The 14982-nt window shown below is 46.4% G+C and carries 11 protein-coding genes and 1 tRNA gene; 7 read left to right on the top strand and 5 right to left on the bottom strand.

The window, feature by feature from the left end; translation table 11 throughout:
* Positions 1–78: 78 nt before the first annotated feature.
* Positions 79–564: a hypothetical protein gene (locus tag NDI34_RS06835; protein ID WP_348232241.1), complete on the bottom strand. Its 486-nt coding sequence runs from the start codon at positions 562–564 to the stop codon at positions 79–81.
* Positions 565–629: 65 nt separating this feature from the next.
* Between NDI34_RS06835 and hetZ the strand changes: the two genes are divergently transcribed.
* The 3 genes from hetZ to NDI34_RS06820 all read left to right on the top strand — a co-directional run bounded on the left by hetZ (position 630) and on the right by NDI34_RS06820 (position 5198).
* Positions 630–1805 carry a heterocyst differentiation protein HetZ gene (hetZ, locus tag NDI34_RS06830; protein ID WP_348232280.1) on the top strand — a complete coding sequence of 392 codons (1176 nt, stop codon included), beginning with the start codon at positions 630–632 and terminating at the stop codon, positions 1803–1805.
* On the top strand, positions 1798–2817 hold the full coding sequence (locus NDI34_RS06825) for a hypothetical protein (protein ID WP_348232240.1): 1020 nt from the start codon (positions 1798–1800) through the stop codon (positions 2815–2817). Before hetZ ends, NDI34_RS06825 begins: the two co-directional genes overlap by 8 nt.
* 80 nt (positions 2818–2897) lie before the next feature.
* Positions 2898–5198 carry a DUF3488 and DUF4129 domain-containing transglutaminase family protein gene (locus tag NDI34_RS06820; protein WP_348232239.1) on the top strand — a complete coding sequence of 767 codons (2301 nt, stop codon included), beginning with the start codon at positions 2898–2900 and terminating at the stop codon, positions 5196–5198.
* 120 nt (positions 5199–5318) lie between these two features.
* On the opposite strand, the gene NDI34_RS06815 is transcribed toward NDI34_RS06820, so the two are convergent.
* The 4 genes from NDI34_RS06815 to NDI34_RS06800 all read right to left on the bottom strand — a co-directional run bounded on the left by NDI34_RS06815 (position 5319) and on the right by NDI34_RS06800 (position 9598).
* Positions 5319–8003, bottom strand: coding sequence for a DNA methyltransferase (locus tag NDI34_RS06815; RefSeq protein ID WP_348232238.1), 2685 nt, complete (start codon positions 8001–8003; stop codon positions 5319–5321).
* 199 nt (positions 8004–8202) lie between these two features.
* Positions 8203–8284: transfer RNA gene (locus NDI34_RS06810), tRNA-Leu, on the bottom strand.
* A gap of 93 nt (positions 8285–8377) precedes the next feature.
* Positions 8378–9160 (bottom strand): SDR family NAD(P)-dependent oxidoreductase, encoded by a 783-nt coding sequence (locus tag NDI34_RS06805; protein WP_348232237.1) that lies wholly within the window; start codon positions 9158–9160, stop codon positions 8378–8380.
* A gap of 153 nt (positions 9161–9313) precedes the next feature.
* Positions 9314–9598 (bottom strand): DUF427 domain-containing protein, encoded by a 285-nt coding sequence (locus tag NDI34_RS06800; protein ID WP_190410277.1) that lies wholly within the window; start codon positions 9596–9598, stop codon positions 9314–9316.
* 200 nt (positions 9599–9798) lie between these two features.
* Here NDI34_RS06800 and recQ point away from each other — a divergent pair, with 200 nt between their 5' ends.
* The 4 genes from recQ (at position 9799) to NDI34_RS06780 (ending at position 14800) form a co-directional block, all read left to right on the top strand.
* The gene (gene recQ, locus NDI34_RS06795; RefSeq protein ID WP_348232236.1) at positions 9799–11952 is read left to right on the top strand and encodes a DNA helicase RecQ; all 2154 of its coding nucleotides are present in this window, start codon (positions 9799–9801) and stop codon (positions 11950–11952) included.
* 244 nt (positions 11953–12196) lie between these two features.
* Positions 12197–12337, top strand: a complete 141-nt coding sequence (locus NDI34_RS06790; RefSeq protein ID WP_348232235.1) for a hypothetical protein — start codon at positions 12197–12199, stop codon at positions 12335–12337.
* A gap of 192 nt (positions 12338–12529) precedes the next feature.
* Entirely contained in the window at positions 12530–13342 is an 813-nt protein-coding gene (locus NDI34_RS06785; RefSeq protein WP_348232234.1) for a hypothetical protein, read from the top strand.
* Positions 13343–13702: 360 nt separating this feature from the next.
* A complete protein-coding gene (locus NDI34_RS06780; RefSeq protein WP_348232233.1) occupies positions 13703–14800 on the top strand; it encodes a DUF6602 domain-containing protein in 1098 nt (365 codons plus the stop codon).
* The last annotated feature ends 182 nt before the right edge of the window (positions 14801–14982 follow it).

The raw sequence follows: 14982 nt of genomic DNA, 5'->3' as shown, positions 1-14982 counted from the left end.
GTTTATTCGGCGTTACACGCTCAAAGAATCATAATGATTCGTAGGGCGGACAACACCACCCTACAAAAAGCCCATGACTCAAGCGATATCGGGGGGCAAATTTCTGGGATTAGAGTTGAAGGAAGGCCAGTGTTGTTGCCGGTGTTCTTTAATCCGGTTCAGCAAATTTTCCCGAAAAATTTCAGCCCCGGTGGTACGATTACCGGGAGTTTCAAAGAAAATCGTGCTATCAACAATATCTCTGCCAACCATTTCAAACAAAATGTGAGTTACAGGTTCTGGCAAGGCAATAATTTCCGGATCTGGCACGGAAGAGAAAAGGTTGGCGTCTTCTAAAGTTGAAAAGGCGTGTATCACATTTTTTTCGAGATTGACTTGGGCGCGATTGCTAAGGGTCGTCAACAGCCAACCATCTTCCTGACTCTGGAGAATGTAATACTCGGAATGTTGCAGCTCAGTCGCATAGTCTACGAGAACGGGTGCAATTTCCGTAATCCACTTAGGTGGGATGCGATAGAGGGGCGCTTTATCAATCAAAGCTTGAATTTGTTGGTCTAAGTTCATAAGGACTATTTGGGGTCTTCTGCCGTTAACGTGTCGTAGTTGGGTATGCTAGGGTTTTGACAACAATCAGCCATTGTGGGGAAATCTACCAGAGAGTGGTGGATGCAATCTTTCAACTACTATTTAACGAACTCCGAGAGTCATCCAAGGCGTCGGAGCAGAACTGTCGTGAGGTTGCGGCGCGCATCTCTAGCGAAGTCGCCCGGATTTGCACTGAGAGTAAGCGCATCCAGGACTCAGGAGACATCGAAACCTGGGCAACAACACTGGCTCGTCTTCGCCTGAAACAATGTCTTCATTATTACCAAATGGGGGCACACCGGGGACGAGTAGAATTACACAGCACCCTCAGTGCTATTATCTATCGCTACATTACACCGTCGCAGGTGCCTACGAGCTACCAGGCGCGGCTGACTCTGATAGAAGATTTCTTACAGGGATTTTATGCTGAGTCCTTAAATGCATTTCGACGAGAAAGCGGAATGGGTCCGGCGTATCGTCCTCATACTTTGTTAGAACTGGCAGAGTATATGGCTTTTGCTGAGCGCTACGGCAAGCGGCGCATTCCTTTGCCCGGTCATCGCACTCAGCAATTAATCATCCTGCGGGCGCAAACTTTTTCGCAACAACAACCCCCGGAAACTTCCGTAGATATGGAGCAAGCGGCAGAGGGATCTGCCACTGATTCCGACTCGGTTTGGAATGAAGCGACGGTGCAGCAGGTGCGGGAGGCGATGGTCGCTCACGAATCCGAACCCCTGGAAAAAAGCCTGCGCCAGACGGTGATTAAGGAGTTGCTGGCTTATCTGAAAGAGCGCCAGCAAACTGAATGCGCCGATTATTTTACTTTGCGTCTGAAAGATTTATCCGCCGGGGAAATTGAAGCAATTTTAGGTTTGACGCCGCGCCAAAGGGATTATTTGCAGCAACGCTTCAAATATCATTTGATTCGATTTGCTCTTTCCCAGCGCTGGGAACTGGTGCATCAGTGGTTGGAAGCGGATTTAGAACGGAATTTGGGTTTGACGCCGCAACAGTGGCAAACATTTCAAGGAATGCTGAGCCAAGAGCAGGCGGAATTACTACGATTAAAGCAACAGGGATTCCCAAATGCAGCGATCGCTCAAACTATGGGTTGTACGGTTTCCCAGGTTGAGAAGCGGTGGTTCAAGCTGCTAGAGATTGCCTGGGAAATTCGCAATCGTTCAGTATCCGGAGCAAGTGCATCTCAAGATGAATAGTGACCTAGACAACAATTCCGAAGCGATAGAAAACCGCTTTCTGGCAAGTCTGCTAGAGGATGGCGATCCTTTAGCAACGCCACCACCCCAACAGCCGCCTGCTCCTACAGACGACTTGGTGGCGGCAGAGCTGGAATTGGATGCGTTAGACCCACTGGATTCAGAAGACTTGAGCGTAGTGACCGACCACTTCGGTGAAGCGACCCAAGGCTGTCAACCACTCAACTTGGGAGGAGAAATACCGACTGTGCAAAATCGTTTCCATGCGCTTTTGAAGCGCAAACTACAAACAGAAATTGAACGGAATCCGCCCCTGTTTCCCTGGGAGACGGAAATTCGTAATTATGAACCTGACTATTCAGACAGCCAAGCAAACAGCTGGGTTCCCCTATGGACACCGCAGCTTTCTAACTTTAGTCTGCCAGTCACCCTACCCGAAACGGTTTTAACACAACTGCTAAACTCTTGCCAGGAGGCGATGCAGTCGCCGCTGCAACAGGGGGCAAAAATGGTGCGTGCTGCCAGTGCCTTATTTCCAGGGCAACCCCAGGCACTGAACCAGTTAGCAGGATTGGTGCTGCTCTATCCGACCCGTTCTCCTCAAGAGCAGCAACTGTTTACAAATCGTTATGAAGAGGCGACAGACAGCCAACAAATGGCGCTGTCCTTATTGGCGGCTAGAGAAATCATCAATGCGCTGACGCTGCCTGTATCGCCGGATCGGCAGCCGGTAGAGCGGCAGTGGCAGACGACAGTTGGACTGATGACTCTCAGGGCGGAATATCAGTTAGAGGGGCGGGTTCCCAGATGCCGGATTGAGACGCGCTTGCCTCGCGGCGGTAGGTTAACCTTACGAACCCCGCAAGGCTCGGCAACGGCACAGCGCACTTATCCGGGCTATTTGAGTGTAGAATCCTTTGATTTGGAAGCCAACCAGACTTATCCTCTGGAGATTCAGTTTCAGGAACTCGATCGGCAACCGCTGATTTTTGCGATCGCGGTCGGTAACTAAATGGCGAATGGCGAATGGCGAATGGCTAACTGTGATAGAACAATTAGCAATGAGCAATTAGCGATTGACTAATCACCAGTATGCGGCGTCTACCAGTTTTTAATCAGTTTAGGCAGCGGCTAGCGGCGATGCCGATGCCCGAAACGGAAGAATCCATTCTGTTGCGGGTGCTGGTGCAGGCGCTCGTGGTGGTAGGAATCATTGCGACAGATGTGGCAGCCGAGACGCAGATTAGCTTGTGGGCTGTGCCGCTCAGCATTGCCGGAGCGACGTGGAGTTGGTATCGACGACGCGATCGCAATGTGCCAGTGAAGTTCTTACTGGCGATTGGAATGTTGGTGGCACTGGCAGTTTTCTTGAAAAATCTGTTTGGGCAACTGAACGATACCCGGCTGGTGCTGGCAGAGTTGTTAATTCATCTGCAAGTGCTGCACAGCTTCGATCTACCTCGTCGCAAGGACTTGGGCTATTCGATGGTGATCGGGCTGATTTTGTTGGGTGTTGCTGGGACGGTGAGCCAGACGTTTGCTTTTGCACCCATATTGCTCTTATTCTTAGGCATCGGGCTGCCGGTGTTGGTGCTAGATTACCGTTCGCGGCTCGGTTTGGAACACTTAAAAATGAAAAATGAAAAATTAAAAAAGGGGAATTCCCCAATTTTTAATTGGAAATTTTTCAGTATCAACTTTTTAGCGATTGTAGGACTGGGGCTGACCATTTTTGCCCTGATGCCTCGGTTTCCTAGCTATCAGCTACAGACATTTCCCGTCAGTGCCCCCAGCAATCTCGCCCAAAAGGATTTTCCCGACAATAACCGTGGCATTGTTAACCCTGGTAAACAGGGCAAGGAAGGTTCTGGTGGTGGGTCAAACCAAGACACTGGCCCTGGCAAAGTAGATGATACCTTTTACTACGGCTTTAACAGCAAGATTAACCAGAACCTACGGGGAGGGATGAAGCCCAAGGTGTTAATGCGGGTACGCTCCCAGTCAGAGGGATTTTGGCGGGTGCTGGGGTTCGACCGCTACACGGGTCAAGGGTGGGAGATTTCCCGCGACAATCAAACGCAGACGGTAGAGCGTCCACCTTGGTCATACCGATTTTTTATCCCCAGACAGTTCATTACTGGGAAAACCAGGGAGGTGATTCAGACCTATACAGTGGTGTCTGAGATGGCGAATCTGCTGCCAGCCCTGGCGTTTCCCAAGGAACTCTACTACCCCACGCCGAGAGTGGCACTGGATACAGAAGGCAGCGTGCGATCGCCTGCACTGTTGCAGGAGGGACTCACCTACACGGTAGTTTCAGAAGTCCCTTACCGCGATCGCACTCGCTTGGGGCAGGCGTCCACGGACTATTCCAAACCTATCCGAAATTACTATCTGCAAGTTCCCCCGCAAATTGCGGACAAAGTGCGGCAGCTAACGGAAGAAATCTTAGCGAAGTCGAGAAAACCCATCACCTCGCCTTACGAAAAAGCCCTCTACTTGGCTCAATATCTCAAACAAAACTACACAATTCCATCCGATCCCAATAGCTTGCCATTTTTGGGTGAAAATGAAGACTTAGTCGAGGCGTTTCTTTTCAAGTACAAAGGCGGCTATCCAGACCACTTTTCCAGCGTCCTCACGATCATGTTGCGTTCGATTGGTATCCCAGCGCGACTGGTGGGGGGTTTTTCCCCTGGCGAGTTCAACCCCTTCACTGGCTTATACATCGTCCGCAACACTGATGCCTATATGATGACGGAGGTGTATTTTCCGAGTAACGGTTGGTTTGCTTTCGATCCGATTCCCACGCATCCACTCATTCCCCCTTCAATTGAAGAAGACCAAACTTTTAGCGTGTTGCGCCAATTCTGGAAGTGGGTTGCTGGTTGGTTGCCTTCGCCACTCACCAGTTGGCTGAATAACGTGTTCGGTGCGATCGCTACCTGGCTGATTGGGGGAATCATCTGGCTGTGGGCACTGTTATCCAGGGGTTGGGTGGGCTTATTCGCCGGTCTCATCTTAGCCATTTGCCTAGGTTTCTTGGGCTGGCTGGCTTGGAATGGTGTACGTGTATGGCTGTACCGTCGATGGTTAGCGAAGCTGCCCCCGATGGAAAGTCTTTACCAGGAAATGTTGGCAAATTTACGCACTCAGGGATACGCGAAGCATCCAGCCCAGACGCCGCTGGAGTATGCTTATCTGGCGTATCAACACCAGCCACCGGAATCTGCTAAGGCAATTGACGAGATTACCCAAGCTTATGTCAGTTGGCGCTATGGTAAACAGAATCCCAATGTCAATCAGTTGCGGCTGCGGCTGCGAGAGTTGAAAAAATCTCAGTTGAAGAAGCGTTGGCAGCAGCGCCAAGATTTAAAGCTGAAGACTCAATAATTTTATTTCTGGTTGCGATCGCGCTTTGCTGCTGCTTGGGGAAATCGCGATCGCATTTTGGTGCTGCTTGGGGAAATCGCGATCACGTAGCATATACTTTCCTGCATATTGCGCCTATTTTCAATTCGGTGCCCACGGCCCTATAATCGTTTCACCTTGTTTTTCTTTTTCTGCTAGTTCTAAGTTTAATTGCAGCAATTTCTCTAAGATGTCGTCGCTGGGATTAAATCCGTAAGCTTGCATCACCAGTTGATCGAGTTGTGCGTGAAGTTGATAAAGTTGGCTGCTTGGCTCATCAAAAAATTTATTATAAAGTGTGGTGATTCCCCACTGTTTCGCCTCCATCTGTTGCGTGCGATATTGATGGAGTTCCGTAACTTTGGCGCGAATTTTATTAACTAATTTAGCATCAGGCTTTTGGGGGAACGGGAAGGTTTCAAAGCAAGTATTGTGAGTGTAGCGAGTATCACCTTTTAGAGTTGAGCTTTGAGCTTTAACCCAGAAACGATGAGCTTTAGATGATAAAATGCCAAGGATATAAAAATCTTCTGAAGCAACCACAGTGTTTAAATCCCCTGGTAGCCAGTTTAGAGGTGCAGGAATGAATACAGCCCACTTGGAAACTCTGGGAACAGTGAAGTAGTGAGAGAGAAAAGCGATCGCGTTTCTCATTCCCTCATTAGTACGCTTGAACCTCCACCATTTCTCCCTCATAACAAGTTCGCGGTTTTGTTCTCGTTCAGGCTTAACATTAAGCCGAACGTGTTGAAAAGGTAATTCATAATTACTGGCTTCTTCAATAGACTTATTACTGAAGTCAATAATCCAACGTTCAGGCTTGCCATTTGGATTTTGAGCTAGATTTGCACCCATTGAGAAAAGCTTCAAGACTTCTTGATTCTTGGGATCAGCTTTAATCCAGTCTTTTACCTGCTGTTCCGTAATAATAAAGCCCGTGCCAACAGGAATGACACCTTGAAAGCATTTATCGAGATTGGCTTTTAATCGAACAGCTTGTGAAACATCAATAGTCGCGGTCAGGGAAGAATTTAATATTGAAACAACCTGATTATCTATATAATAAATTTGCGGTTTTTCCTTACTCCAATTAACCAGACTAACGTGAACTTTCGCTTCTCCTGACCAAACTTGAGTAGAAATTGCCTCATGAATATAGCCACCATTTTGAGCAATATAGTCTAAAGCAGCAATTCTACTCTTTCCTTGACTAATTGAATTAGTAGCAACTAAACCCGCCCTACCTTTTTGCCCAATGTGGTTGTGAGCTAAACGAAACCAATAAGAACAAAAATCTACTGAATCTTTAACGTCTGGAAATCGATTAAAAACTTTATCTATATATTCATCCCCTAATACTATCCTCATGTGTTTGCCACCCAAAAACGGAGGATTTCCAATAATTGCATCAGCTTTAGGCCATTGTGTAAATAGCGCATCCTGACAAACAATATTATTATCCAGACTATCCAAAGGTAAAGCAGGCTCAAACAAACCAAAATTATCAATCGCAATTTTACGGGCAATCATCAGCGTCACCCGCGCTAATTCCACTGCAAAAGGATTCGTATCGATGCCGTAAAATTGCTGTGGCGTCACAAAACCCATTTGCAACTGTTCGCGGGGAGATTTGCGACGTTCGGCAATTTTATCTAGCAACAACAACTCAATCCTTTTCAGTTCTTGATACGCCATATAGAGGAAATTACCCGAACCGCAAGCCGGATCGAGTACGCGATAACTTTGTAATTCCAATTGCAATGCTGAAAGTTCCCCAATTGTATTTGCCGCTTCGATTTTCTCCTCCCAATAGCGGCTAATAGTTGGGCGAACAATCTTCATAATGTCCGCTTCTGAGGTGTAGTGAATTCCTTTGGCGTGACGCTCTTTTTTATCAACCGTCCCTTCAAATAAGCTGCCAAAAATAGCTGGACGAACCTTACTCCAATCTTCTCTAGCGCACACATCGAGAAAATTTAGTTCTTCCCGCGTCAACTCAATCGGATGAATAGTGGCAAATAATCCTCCATTAAAATAGTCCACACCCTGATAACGTCCCGCTGGGGTAATTCCCTTCAAATTCATTTGCTGAAATAACCCCCCCAGTACATCATAAGAACTTGCCCCATTCATGCAATCTTGAACGCAAGAAATGAACATATCTCGGGGTAACAATTGGCGATCTTCGGCAAACATCGCCAGCACGCACTGAAGGATAAACCGCTGAGCCACTAACTTTTCAATGCCGCGTTTTTCTAGTTCTAGTAACAATTCTCCTAGGCGACGGGCAGCGCGTTCCGTCACCTGTACCTGGTTATTTCTAAAAACAGGAGTTTTGTTGCCAAACTCCATAAATGCAAAAGCTCCTGCCCGTTCTGGCAGTTGCTCTAGCGAGATTTTGTCTACAGGTGTATCCAGTTGCGTATCAAAATCAAAAATCCAAAACTCATCAAAATTGCACAGCAACACATACCGAGGACGATCTGGCACTAAGCGAGTCCAATAATCAAACGCTTGAGCATAATGTTTACTCAAGTCTTCCCCGCGCTTTTTCATCTCAATCAACACGCGAGGTTTCCATACCAAGTCAGCAAAGCCTGTTTTACCCTTCTTGCTGCCTTGTTTAATCGCTTCCTCGTAAGTCGCCCCCGCTTCCATTGCCCCCTCATGCCCAAACGCTCGGAAAAAGCGATCTAGAAACGTTTGAGCTTCCTTCTTCTCATGTCCTTTGATGTGCTGCTTGCAGAAACTAACAAACGTCTGGAGACTCTCAGGCGTAGCTGCCATAATGTCACAATCCTAGATACTCGTAATCTTAGGATGCCCATTTTTTCGTCTAGATGCACGTCAAGCGATCGCTCCTCTGTCTTCCTCTTCCCCTCAGCATCCTGGAGTGGTTCGATAGAATCACAGCGATCGCAACCCACTCAAAACAAAACCGAGGCTTTTAGCCTCGGTTAGTTACGGAGTTATCGATCGTCACTCATGCGGATGAAAGGACTTGAACCTTCACTTCTTGCGAAACTAGAACCTAAATCTAGCGCGTCTGCCAATTCCGCCACATCCGCTCATGGCGTTTACTATCATAGCAGAAACTATCGCAAATACCAGCATTTTCTGAGATTTGTTCTTGCCCTCCCGATCAAGGGGGCTGGGATGTTTTAGCCAGCAAGTAAGGATTCGGCACCATCAATCCACATTTCCGTCCCGCTAATCAGGTTGGAGGCGTCTGAAGCTAAAAATAGCACCAGGTTGGCAACTTGCTCAGAGGAGCCAGGTTTACCATCCGTTAGCGGGATTTTTCCTGCCGGATACTCCACGGGTTCACGAGCTTGTTCCAAGTCCCGTCGTTCGGTGCTTTCATTAATATTGGTTTCTATCGCACCCGGACAAATCACATTGACGCGGATGCGGTGTTTGGCTAGTTCTAGCGCCACCATTTTGGTGAATGCGACTTGAGCCGCTTTGGTGCAGGAATAAGCTGTCGCACCGCTGTTGCTGAACATCCGCGTGCCATTGACGGAGGAGGTGATGATGACAGAACCGCCTTGTTTCTTGAGATGAGGCACGGCGTATTTAACGGTGAGGAACGTGCCTTTTAAATTGACTTTAATCGTTTTGTCCCACTCTTCAGGCTCTAGCTCTTCTATCGGTGCCCAGACGCCATTAATTCCAGCATTCGCAAATACAATGTCAAGGCGTCCCCATTGATTGATTACTTGTTGTACCGCTTGTTGCATCTCCTCTGTTTCGGAGATATCGGCGAGTACCGGCATGGCTTCTCCACCGGCTTGTTGGATTTGGGCAACGACTTCGTTGAGTTCGTCTTCAGTCCGCCCTAGGGCTGCGATTTTTGCACCTTCTTTCGCCAACAGCACTGCTGCTGCTTTTCCGATGCCCGAACCCGCACCTGTAATCAGTGCTACTTTGTCACCAAGTTGCATCGCCCCTCCTCTACTTTGACCCGTTTACTATTGATGGTTGAACAAAGGAAGGGACACTACATCCGTCTTCTGGAAGACGTAGTTTGGAATCGTGCCAGGTGATAGGTCATTCCTTCCAGGCGAAGGGCACGGCATTGCCGTGCCTCTACTGGCTTATGCTTCGACTTTGACGCCTTTCCAGAAGGCAATGTATCCTTCAATGTTCTTGGCGGCGTCCTTGGCTTGGGGATAGTACCAAGCCGCATCTTTGTTGACTTGCCCATCGACTTCGATGGAATAATAACTGGCTTTACCCTTCCAAGGACAGCTGGTATGGGTATCGCTATCTTTGAAATATTGCTGGTTGATAGCATCAGCGGGGAAGTAGTGGTTTCCTTCCACGACTTCGGTGCGATCGCTTTGGGCTAAAACCGTACCATTCCAGATTGCTTTCGGCATGGGTTAATTTACTAATAGACTTTCCAAGTATCATTATGATTCGTAAAGCAGGCTCTCGTTAGCGCAACCAATTTCGGGCAGCAGTTTTGGATGCCCACAGCACTCTGAAACTCCCTTGCGGAGAATTCGGAATTTCTTCATTCATCCTTTTGATCCTGCGCGGATGCGCCGCTTTGCTAACATCCTTCATCCTTCGGAAGATGCCCCAGTTTCATTCTCTCGAACAGGCACTCAAACATTTCTTTGGTTACGACAGCTTTCGCCTAGGGCAACGTCAGATTATTGAAGAAGCGCTACAAAACCAGGATTTGCTGGTTGTGATGCCTACAGGCGGAGGAAAATCTTTGTGCTTTCAGCTACCAGCCCTACTGAAATCTGGTTTAACCGTGGTAGTGTCGCCGTTGATTGCCTTGATGCAAGATCAAGTGGAAGCGTTACGGGATAACGGCATTGGCGCGACGTTTCTCAATAGTAGTCTCAGTTGGGGACAAGTGCGATCGCGCGAACAAGATATCCTCAATCGCCGCATCAAACTACTCTACGTTGCCCCAGAAAGACTTTTGGGAGAAAAATTTTTGCCCTTTTTAGATTTGGTGCAACACCAAATTGGAATTCACTCGATTGCCATTGATGAAGCGCACTGCGTTTCTGAGTGGGGACATGATTTTCGCCCAGAATATCGGCAATTGCGACAATTACGCCAACGCTATCCGAATGTGCCCTTTTTAGCCCTTACCGCCACCGCTACCGATCGCGTCCGTCAAGATATTATCCAACAGCTGGCGCTCAGGCAACCCAGTATTCACATTGCCAGTTTTAATCGACCCAATCTTTACTACGAAGTTCAGCCAAAAGAAAAACAAGCTTACTCCCAACTCTTAAAGCAAATTCGCACAACTGAAGGTTCCGGGATTATTTATTGCCTCAGTCGTCGCCGTGTGGATGAAATTGCCTTTCGATTACAAAAAGATGGCATCTCAGCGCTACCTTATCATGCAGGACTAGATGATGAAGAACGGACTTCCAATCAAACTCGCTTTATTCGAGATGACGTGCGAATAATGGTAGCAACGATTGCCTTTGGCATGGGAATTAATAAGCCAGATGTGCGCTTTGTCATTCATTACGACTTACCGCGCAATTTAGAAAGTTACTATCAAGAAGCTGGAAGGGCAGGAAGAGATGGAGAACCTGCGCGTTGTACGGTCTTTTTTGGCTACGGCGATTTGAAGACGATTGAGTATATTATTGACCAAAAAACTGACCCGCAAGAGCAAAGAATTGCTCGTCAACAATTGCGGCAGGTAATTGATTATGCGGAAGGTACAGACTGTCGCCGCACAATACAATTGGGTTATTTTGGCGAACGTTTTGCGGGAAATTGCGGCAACTGCGACAACTGCCGTTTTCCTAAACCCGTGCAAGATTGGACAATTGAAGCGCAGAAATTTCTTTCTTGTGTCGCTAGATGCAAAGAAAGATACGGGATGAATTACATTATCGATGTGCTGCGCGGCTCAAAAAATCAGAAGATTTATCAGAATGGACATCAGGAACTTTCTACCTACGGCATCGGCACTGATAAAAGTGTAGAAGATTGGAAGATGTTAGGGCGATCGCTTTTACATCAAGGACTTGTCGATCAAACCACTGACGGTTATTCCGTCTTGAGGCTCAATACTTTAAGCTGGGAAATCTTGCGGCGTCAGCGTCAGGTGCAGATTGCCGTTCCAATTGTTACCGCAATAGATGAATCACCGCAAATGGCAGTAGAAGTAGAAATGCTCTATGAACAATTGCGCCAGCTTCGCAAACAACTCGCTGATGAGCAATCCGTGCCTCCCTACGTCGTCTTTGCAGATTCTACCCTAAAGCTGATGGCTCAAATGCAACCTAAGAGCTTGCCGGAATTTGGCAAAATTTCCGGTGTTGGAGATTATAAATTAGCTCAATACGGTGAGCGATTTGTTGCTGAAATCCAAACTTATTGTAAAGAACAAGGAATTTTGAAGTCCACTTCTGTTGCGGCAATTCCTCAAAAAAATCACCCTAGCTACACCCAGTTAGCGACGCTGGATTTGTATATGCAAGGTTTGAGCATTGAGGAAATTGCTCTAAAACGTAACTTGCGGATAGGCACTATTTTAGATCATCTAGCGGAACTGATTTCGATGAATCAGCCTGTGGATTTAAACTCATTAGTGCCCCTAGAACGTCAAGAACCCATTTTAAAAGCAATTCAAGAGGTGGGTGCTACTTCACTCTCAAAGATTCGAGATTCTCTAGGGGAAATCTATACTTTTGATGAGATTCGACTGGTACGAGGGCTGTGGAAACGAGAGAACAAAGGTTAATTTTTTAACGCAAAGGTACGCAAAGGTTAGCGCAAAGGTACGCAAGGTAAGGGCTTACCTCTCGTTTCCTGAAGTGGTTAGCAAGCAAAAAATACTACTTTTGGCGTATGGTGCAATAGTAAATAATCTGTATAAAGGGATGTTGGTGTCGCCATAACACAAGGTAGTCTGTTCCTCCCTGAAGCCCGTTGGGTTCTTCGACAAGATGAAGCAAGAAAAGCGCTTCCCTAAGAATGTTTAGGGCGTGCAGTTGCACTTCAATCAAGCTATCAAACAGGTACAAAAAGGCAACTACTATCAAGCTGAACGCTGGCTCAATCGGGTGCAGCATTCGTCTGATAGTCAAGCATCGGTTAAAAAGGCGACGCAACCGTTGAGCGTCTAAAATTTGTGGTTAAACGCTTTAGCTGAGGGAGTTCGGAGGCTTTGCCAACCTTTGAAATGGCAAGGGCAAGAGCTTTCTCACTCATCTAGTGTTAAAACCAATAATATTGCCCGAATCCTCAAGGACGGGTGTGAAGTTAAGTTTAAGCTACGCAATGACGGATTTTGCAAGCTCTTTAGGAGAAGTTAAGAGATGACCCATCACGTCAATCAGCTTGGCGAAACTATCCCCCAAACGCTCAATGGATATGACCCTAACGTGTTTCCAGCATTTCATGAAACGCTGCAAACTCACTTTCCAGGGGCACTTCCCATGAGCAAGTACATGAGAAAGACTTTCCAAAGCTTGAGTTCCTACGGTTTTTGTGACGAAAACACGATGGGAATGATAGCAATTTGTCGGGATGAAGTGGCCGAACCCCTATTCATTGAAGTAATTCGATACTGGGGGAAAACTTTTAATTGTTGCAGCTTAGCCGGGTTCGTCATGATGGGGAAAACGGGGTTAGCCGCTGCGACTGACCATACCCCTATCGTTGATGGTATCCGTCGTTTTACCTTCTATGCGATGCCCCATATCGCTATTTCTAGACATGGTGATATTGGTAAGGTTTATCGAGATGGCGTTCAAAAAGTTTCCCATGCTTGTGGAGCATTAGAAACAGTCGTCAAAGAATTGGCATCTGGTCATCTGAAACTAGAAATGGATATGCAGGATATTGAACAAACAATTATCCGGCAGAAAATTCTTTCAGCCCTTACCTATGGGGACAAACCCGATTTGATAGAGATTACAAAGTTGGCATCTAAAATTATTTCCGACGATGTCGAAGCCCTCTTAAATAGTCTCGATCGCTCTGTGTTTAACTACGCCGTCATGACCGGAATTCAAATTCATGGGCCTCTAGGCACCCACTGGATTTATCCACAAGATTTTTATGTCGTCGGCTCTGATCTTCCTGCGGGCAAGGAAAAGATAGAAGCGTTTCAGCAGGCGCAAAATTAAAAAGGTAATGACAACGCGATCGCCCTAACAGAAAGTAATCTGTCACACCGCAAAGCCGTCAGTTTCTTCGACAAGATGAAGCAAGAAAAGCGCTTCACGAGCGATGTTTGGAGTGGAAATTTACACACAAGCGAGCCATGAAACACGTGCAAAAGAACAACTTCTCCAAAGCTGAACGATTACAGGAGCGCGTGCATCAATCAACAGAGACTCAAGCATAGGTTGAGGCGGTGTAGCCGTCGAGCGTCTGAGATTTAAATTGCAAGCTTTAGCTGAAGGAGTCAGGAGCCGAAAATCAAAATCCTTTTAGCTTTTGATTTCTATGCATAGACGACACACGAACCACCAGTAAATTACATTATGTCAAAAAATAATAAAAGTCAACGAGCAAAAGCAGTTCCACCAGCAAGAAGCCCCAAAAATGCAGATGATAAGATGCCAGAACTGCCTGATACAACAAAATGGCAACCGAGAGAAGATAGGGTTGAAACACTTCAAAAATCTTTCCTCAAGCGTTGTATTGGTCTAGAAAAAGCCATTCGTCTTAGAGTTCAGTTAGAGAAGGAGATGAACATCGACAATTACGACTCTGGACCAGGTGTAGAGGATATTTTGCGTGAAGAGTTGCGCTACCTTCTTCCTAATCGATACTCTGTGCAGTCAGGAGTAATTAATGACGGGCAGGGTAGAACCGCGGGAGACTGTGACATCATCATATTCAATGACCTATGGTTTCCTGCAATTAAAGCAGGGGCAACACCAGAGTCAAGAAGAGTTCATTTTCCTATCGAGGGCGTTTACGCTATTTGCGAAGTCAAACAGTCTATTGACTATAAAGTGCTTGATGAAGCGATGGAGAAGCTTGTAGTCTGTAATAGACTTGATCGACCAAAGACAAATGCTAATCGTTTAGTAGAAAATTATGACCTTGACGGCTGCTTTCACGGATTAAAAAATCCTCTCTACTCAGCGATTATTGCAACATCTCTTAAAGAAGAAATTGAAATGAACAAAATTGTCGAGAGGTTCTTCGATATCAATAAAAAATTAAAAAGACTCGAAGTTGTTAGATGTTTGTGTATTTTAGGGCATGGTGCAGTGACTTGGCAGTTTGTAAATTCTGATGGTTGTATAAAACCAGCTCTATTTATGAGGGAAGATATATTTGCTCCTATATTTCCTGCATACCATAAGGTTCCTAAAACGCCGTCCGCTCTCTATGCTTTATTATCAAATCTTCTTTTACACTTGTACCAGTCTGTGCTAGCCGCAGAAGAGATAGCAGTAACTTATGGTTCCAAAGAATTGACCGGGATGTTCCCAACTTCATCTGAGATAGCATTAGAACCCGACATTGAATGGATGGAAAAACTACAATGGGTGAAAAATGAAAATGGAAGTATCGCCTCTATTGAGAGAAAGCCTAAAAACCACAAGCGCAAACGAGGTTTCGGCTAGTAATTCAATGTCCTTTAAACCAAATAGGAATGTAGCGAAACACGTCAAAGATTGAGCGAGCGCACTCTTTACAGCAGATTGCAGGTATATAGAGTACATTGAGGTCAGTGCATGAACAGGTAGAATGAAACCTTACTCCATCGACTTTCGAGAAAAAGTAGTCAAAGCATACGAACAAGAAA

The organism is Trichocoleus sp. DQ-U1, from assembly GCF_039961925.1.
Classification (GTDB): domain Bacteria; phylum Cyanobacteriota; class Cyanobacteriia; order Cyanobacteriales; family FACHB-T130; genus FACHB-T130.
This window is presented reverse-complemented; position numbering and strand designations above follow the sequence as displayed.

Excerpts from the sequence above, each read along its gene's own strand:
- NDI34_RS06835 (WP_348232241.1), bottom strand. The coding sequence starts at position 564 with ATGAACTTAGACCAACAAATTCAAGCTTTGATTGATAAAGCGCCCCTC.
- NDI34_RS06825 (WP_348232240.1), top strand. The coding sequence starts at position 1,798 with ATGAATAGTGACCTAGACAACAATTCCGAAGCGATAGAAAACCGCTTT.
- NDI34_RS06820 (WP_348232239.1), top strand. The coding sequence starts at position 2,898 with ATGCGGCGTCTACCAGTTTTTAATCAGTTTAGGCAGCGGCTAGCGGCG.
- NDI34_RS06815 (WP_348232238.1), bottom strand. The coding sequence starts at position 8,003 with ATGGCAGCTACGCCTGAGAGTCTCCAGACGTTTGTTAGTTTCTGCAAG.
- NDI34_RS06805 (WP_348232237.1), bottom strand. The coding sequence starts at position 9,160 with ATGCAACTTGGTGACAAAGTAGCACTGATTACAGGTGCGGGTTCGGGC.
- NDI34_RS06800 (WP_190410277.1), bottom strand. The coding sequence starts at position 9,598 with ATGCCGAAAGCAATCTGGAATGGTACGGTTTTAGCCCAAAGCGATCGC.
- recQ (WP_348232236.1), top strand. The coding sequence starts at position 9,799 with ATGCCCCAGTTTCATTCTCTCGAACAGGCACTCAAACATTTCTTTGGT.
- NDI34_RS06785 (WP_348232234.1), top strand. The coding sequence starts at position 12,530 with ATGACCCATCACGTCAATCAGCTTGGCGAAACTATCCCCCAAACGCTC.
- NDI34_RS06780 (WP_348232233.1), top strand. The coding sequence starts at position 13,703 with ATGTCAAAAAATAATAAAAGTCAACGAGCAAAAGCAGTTCCACCAGCA.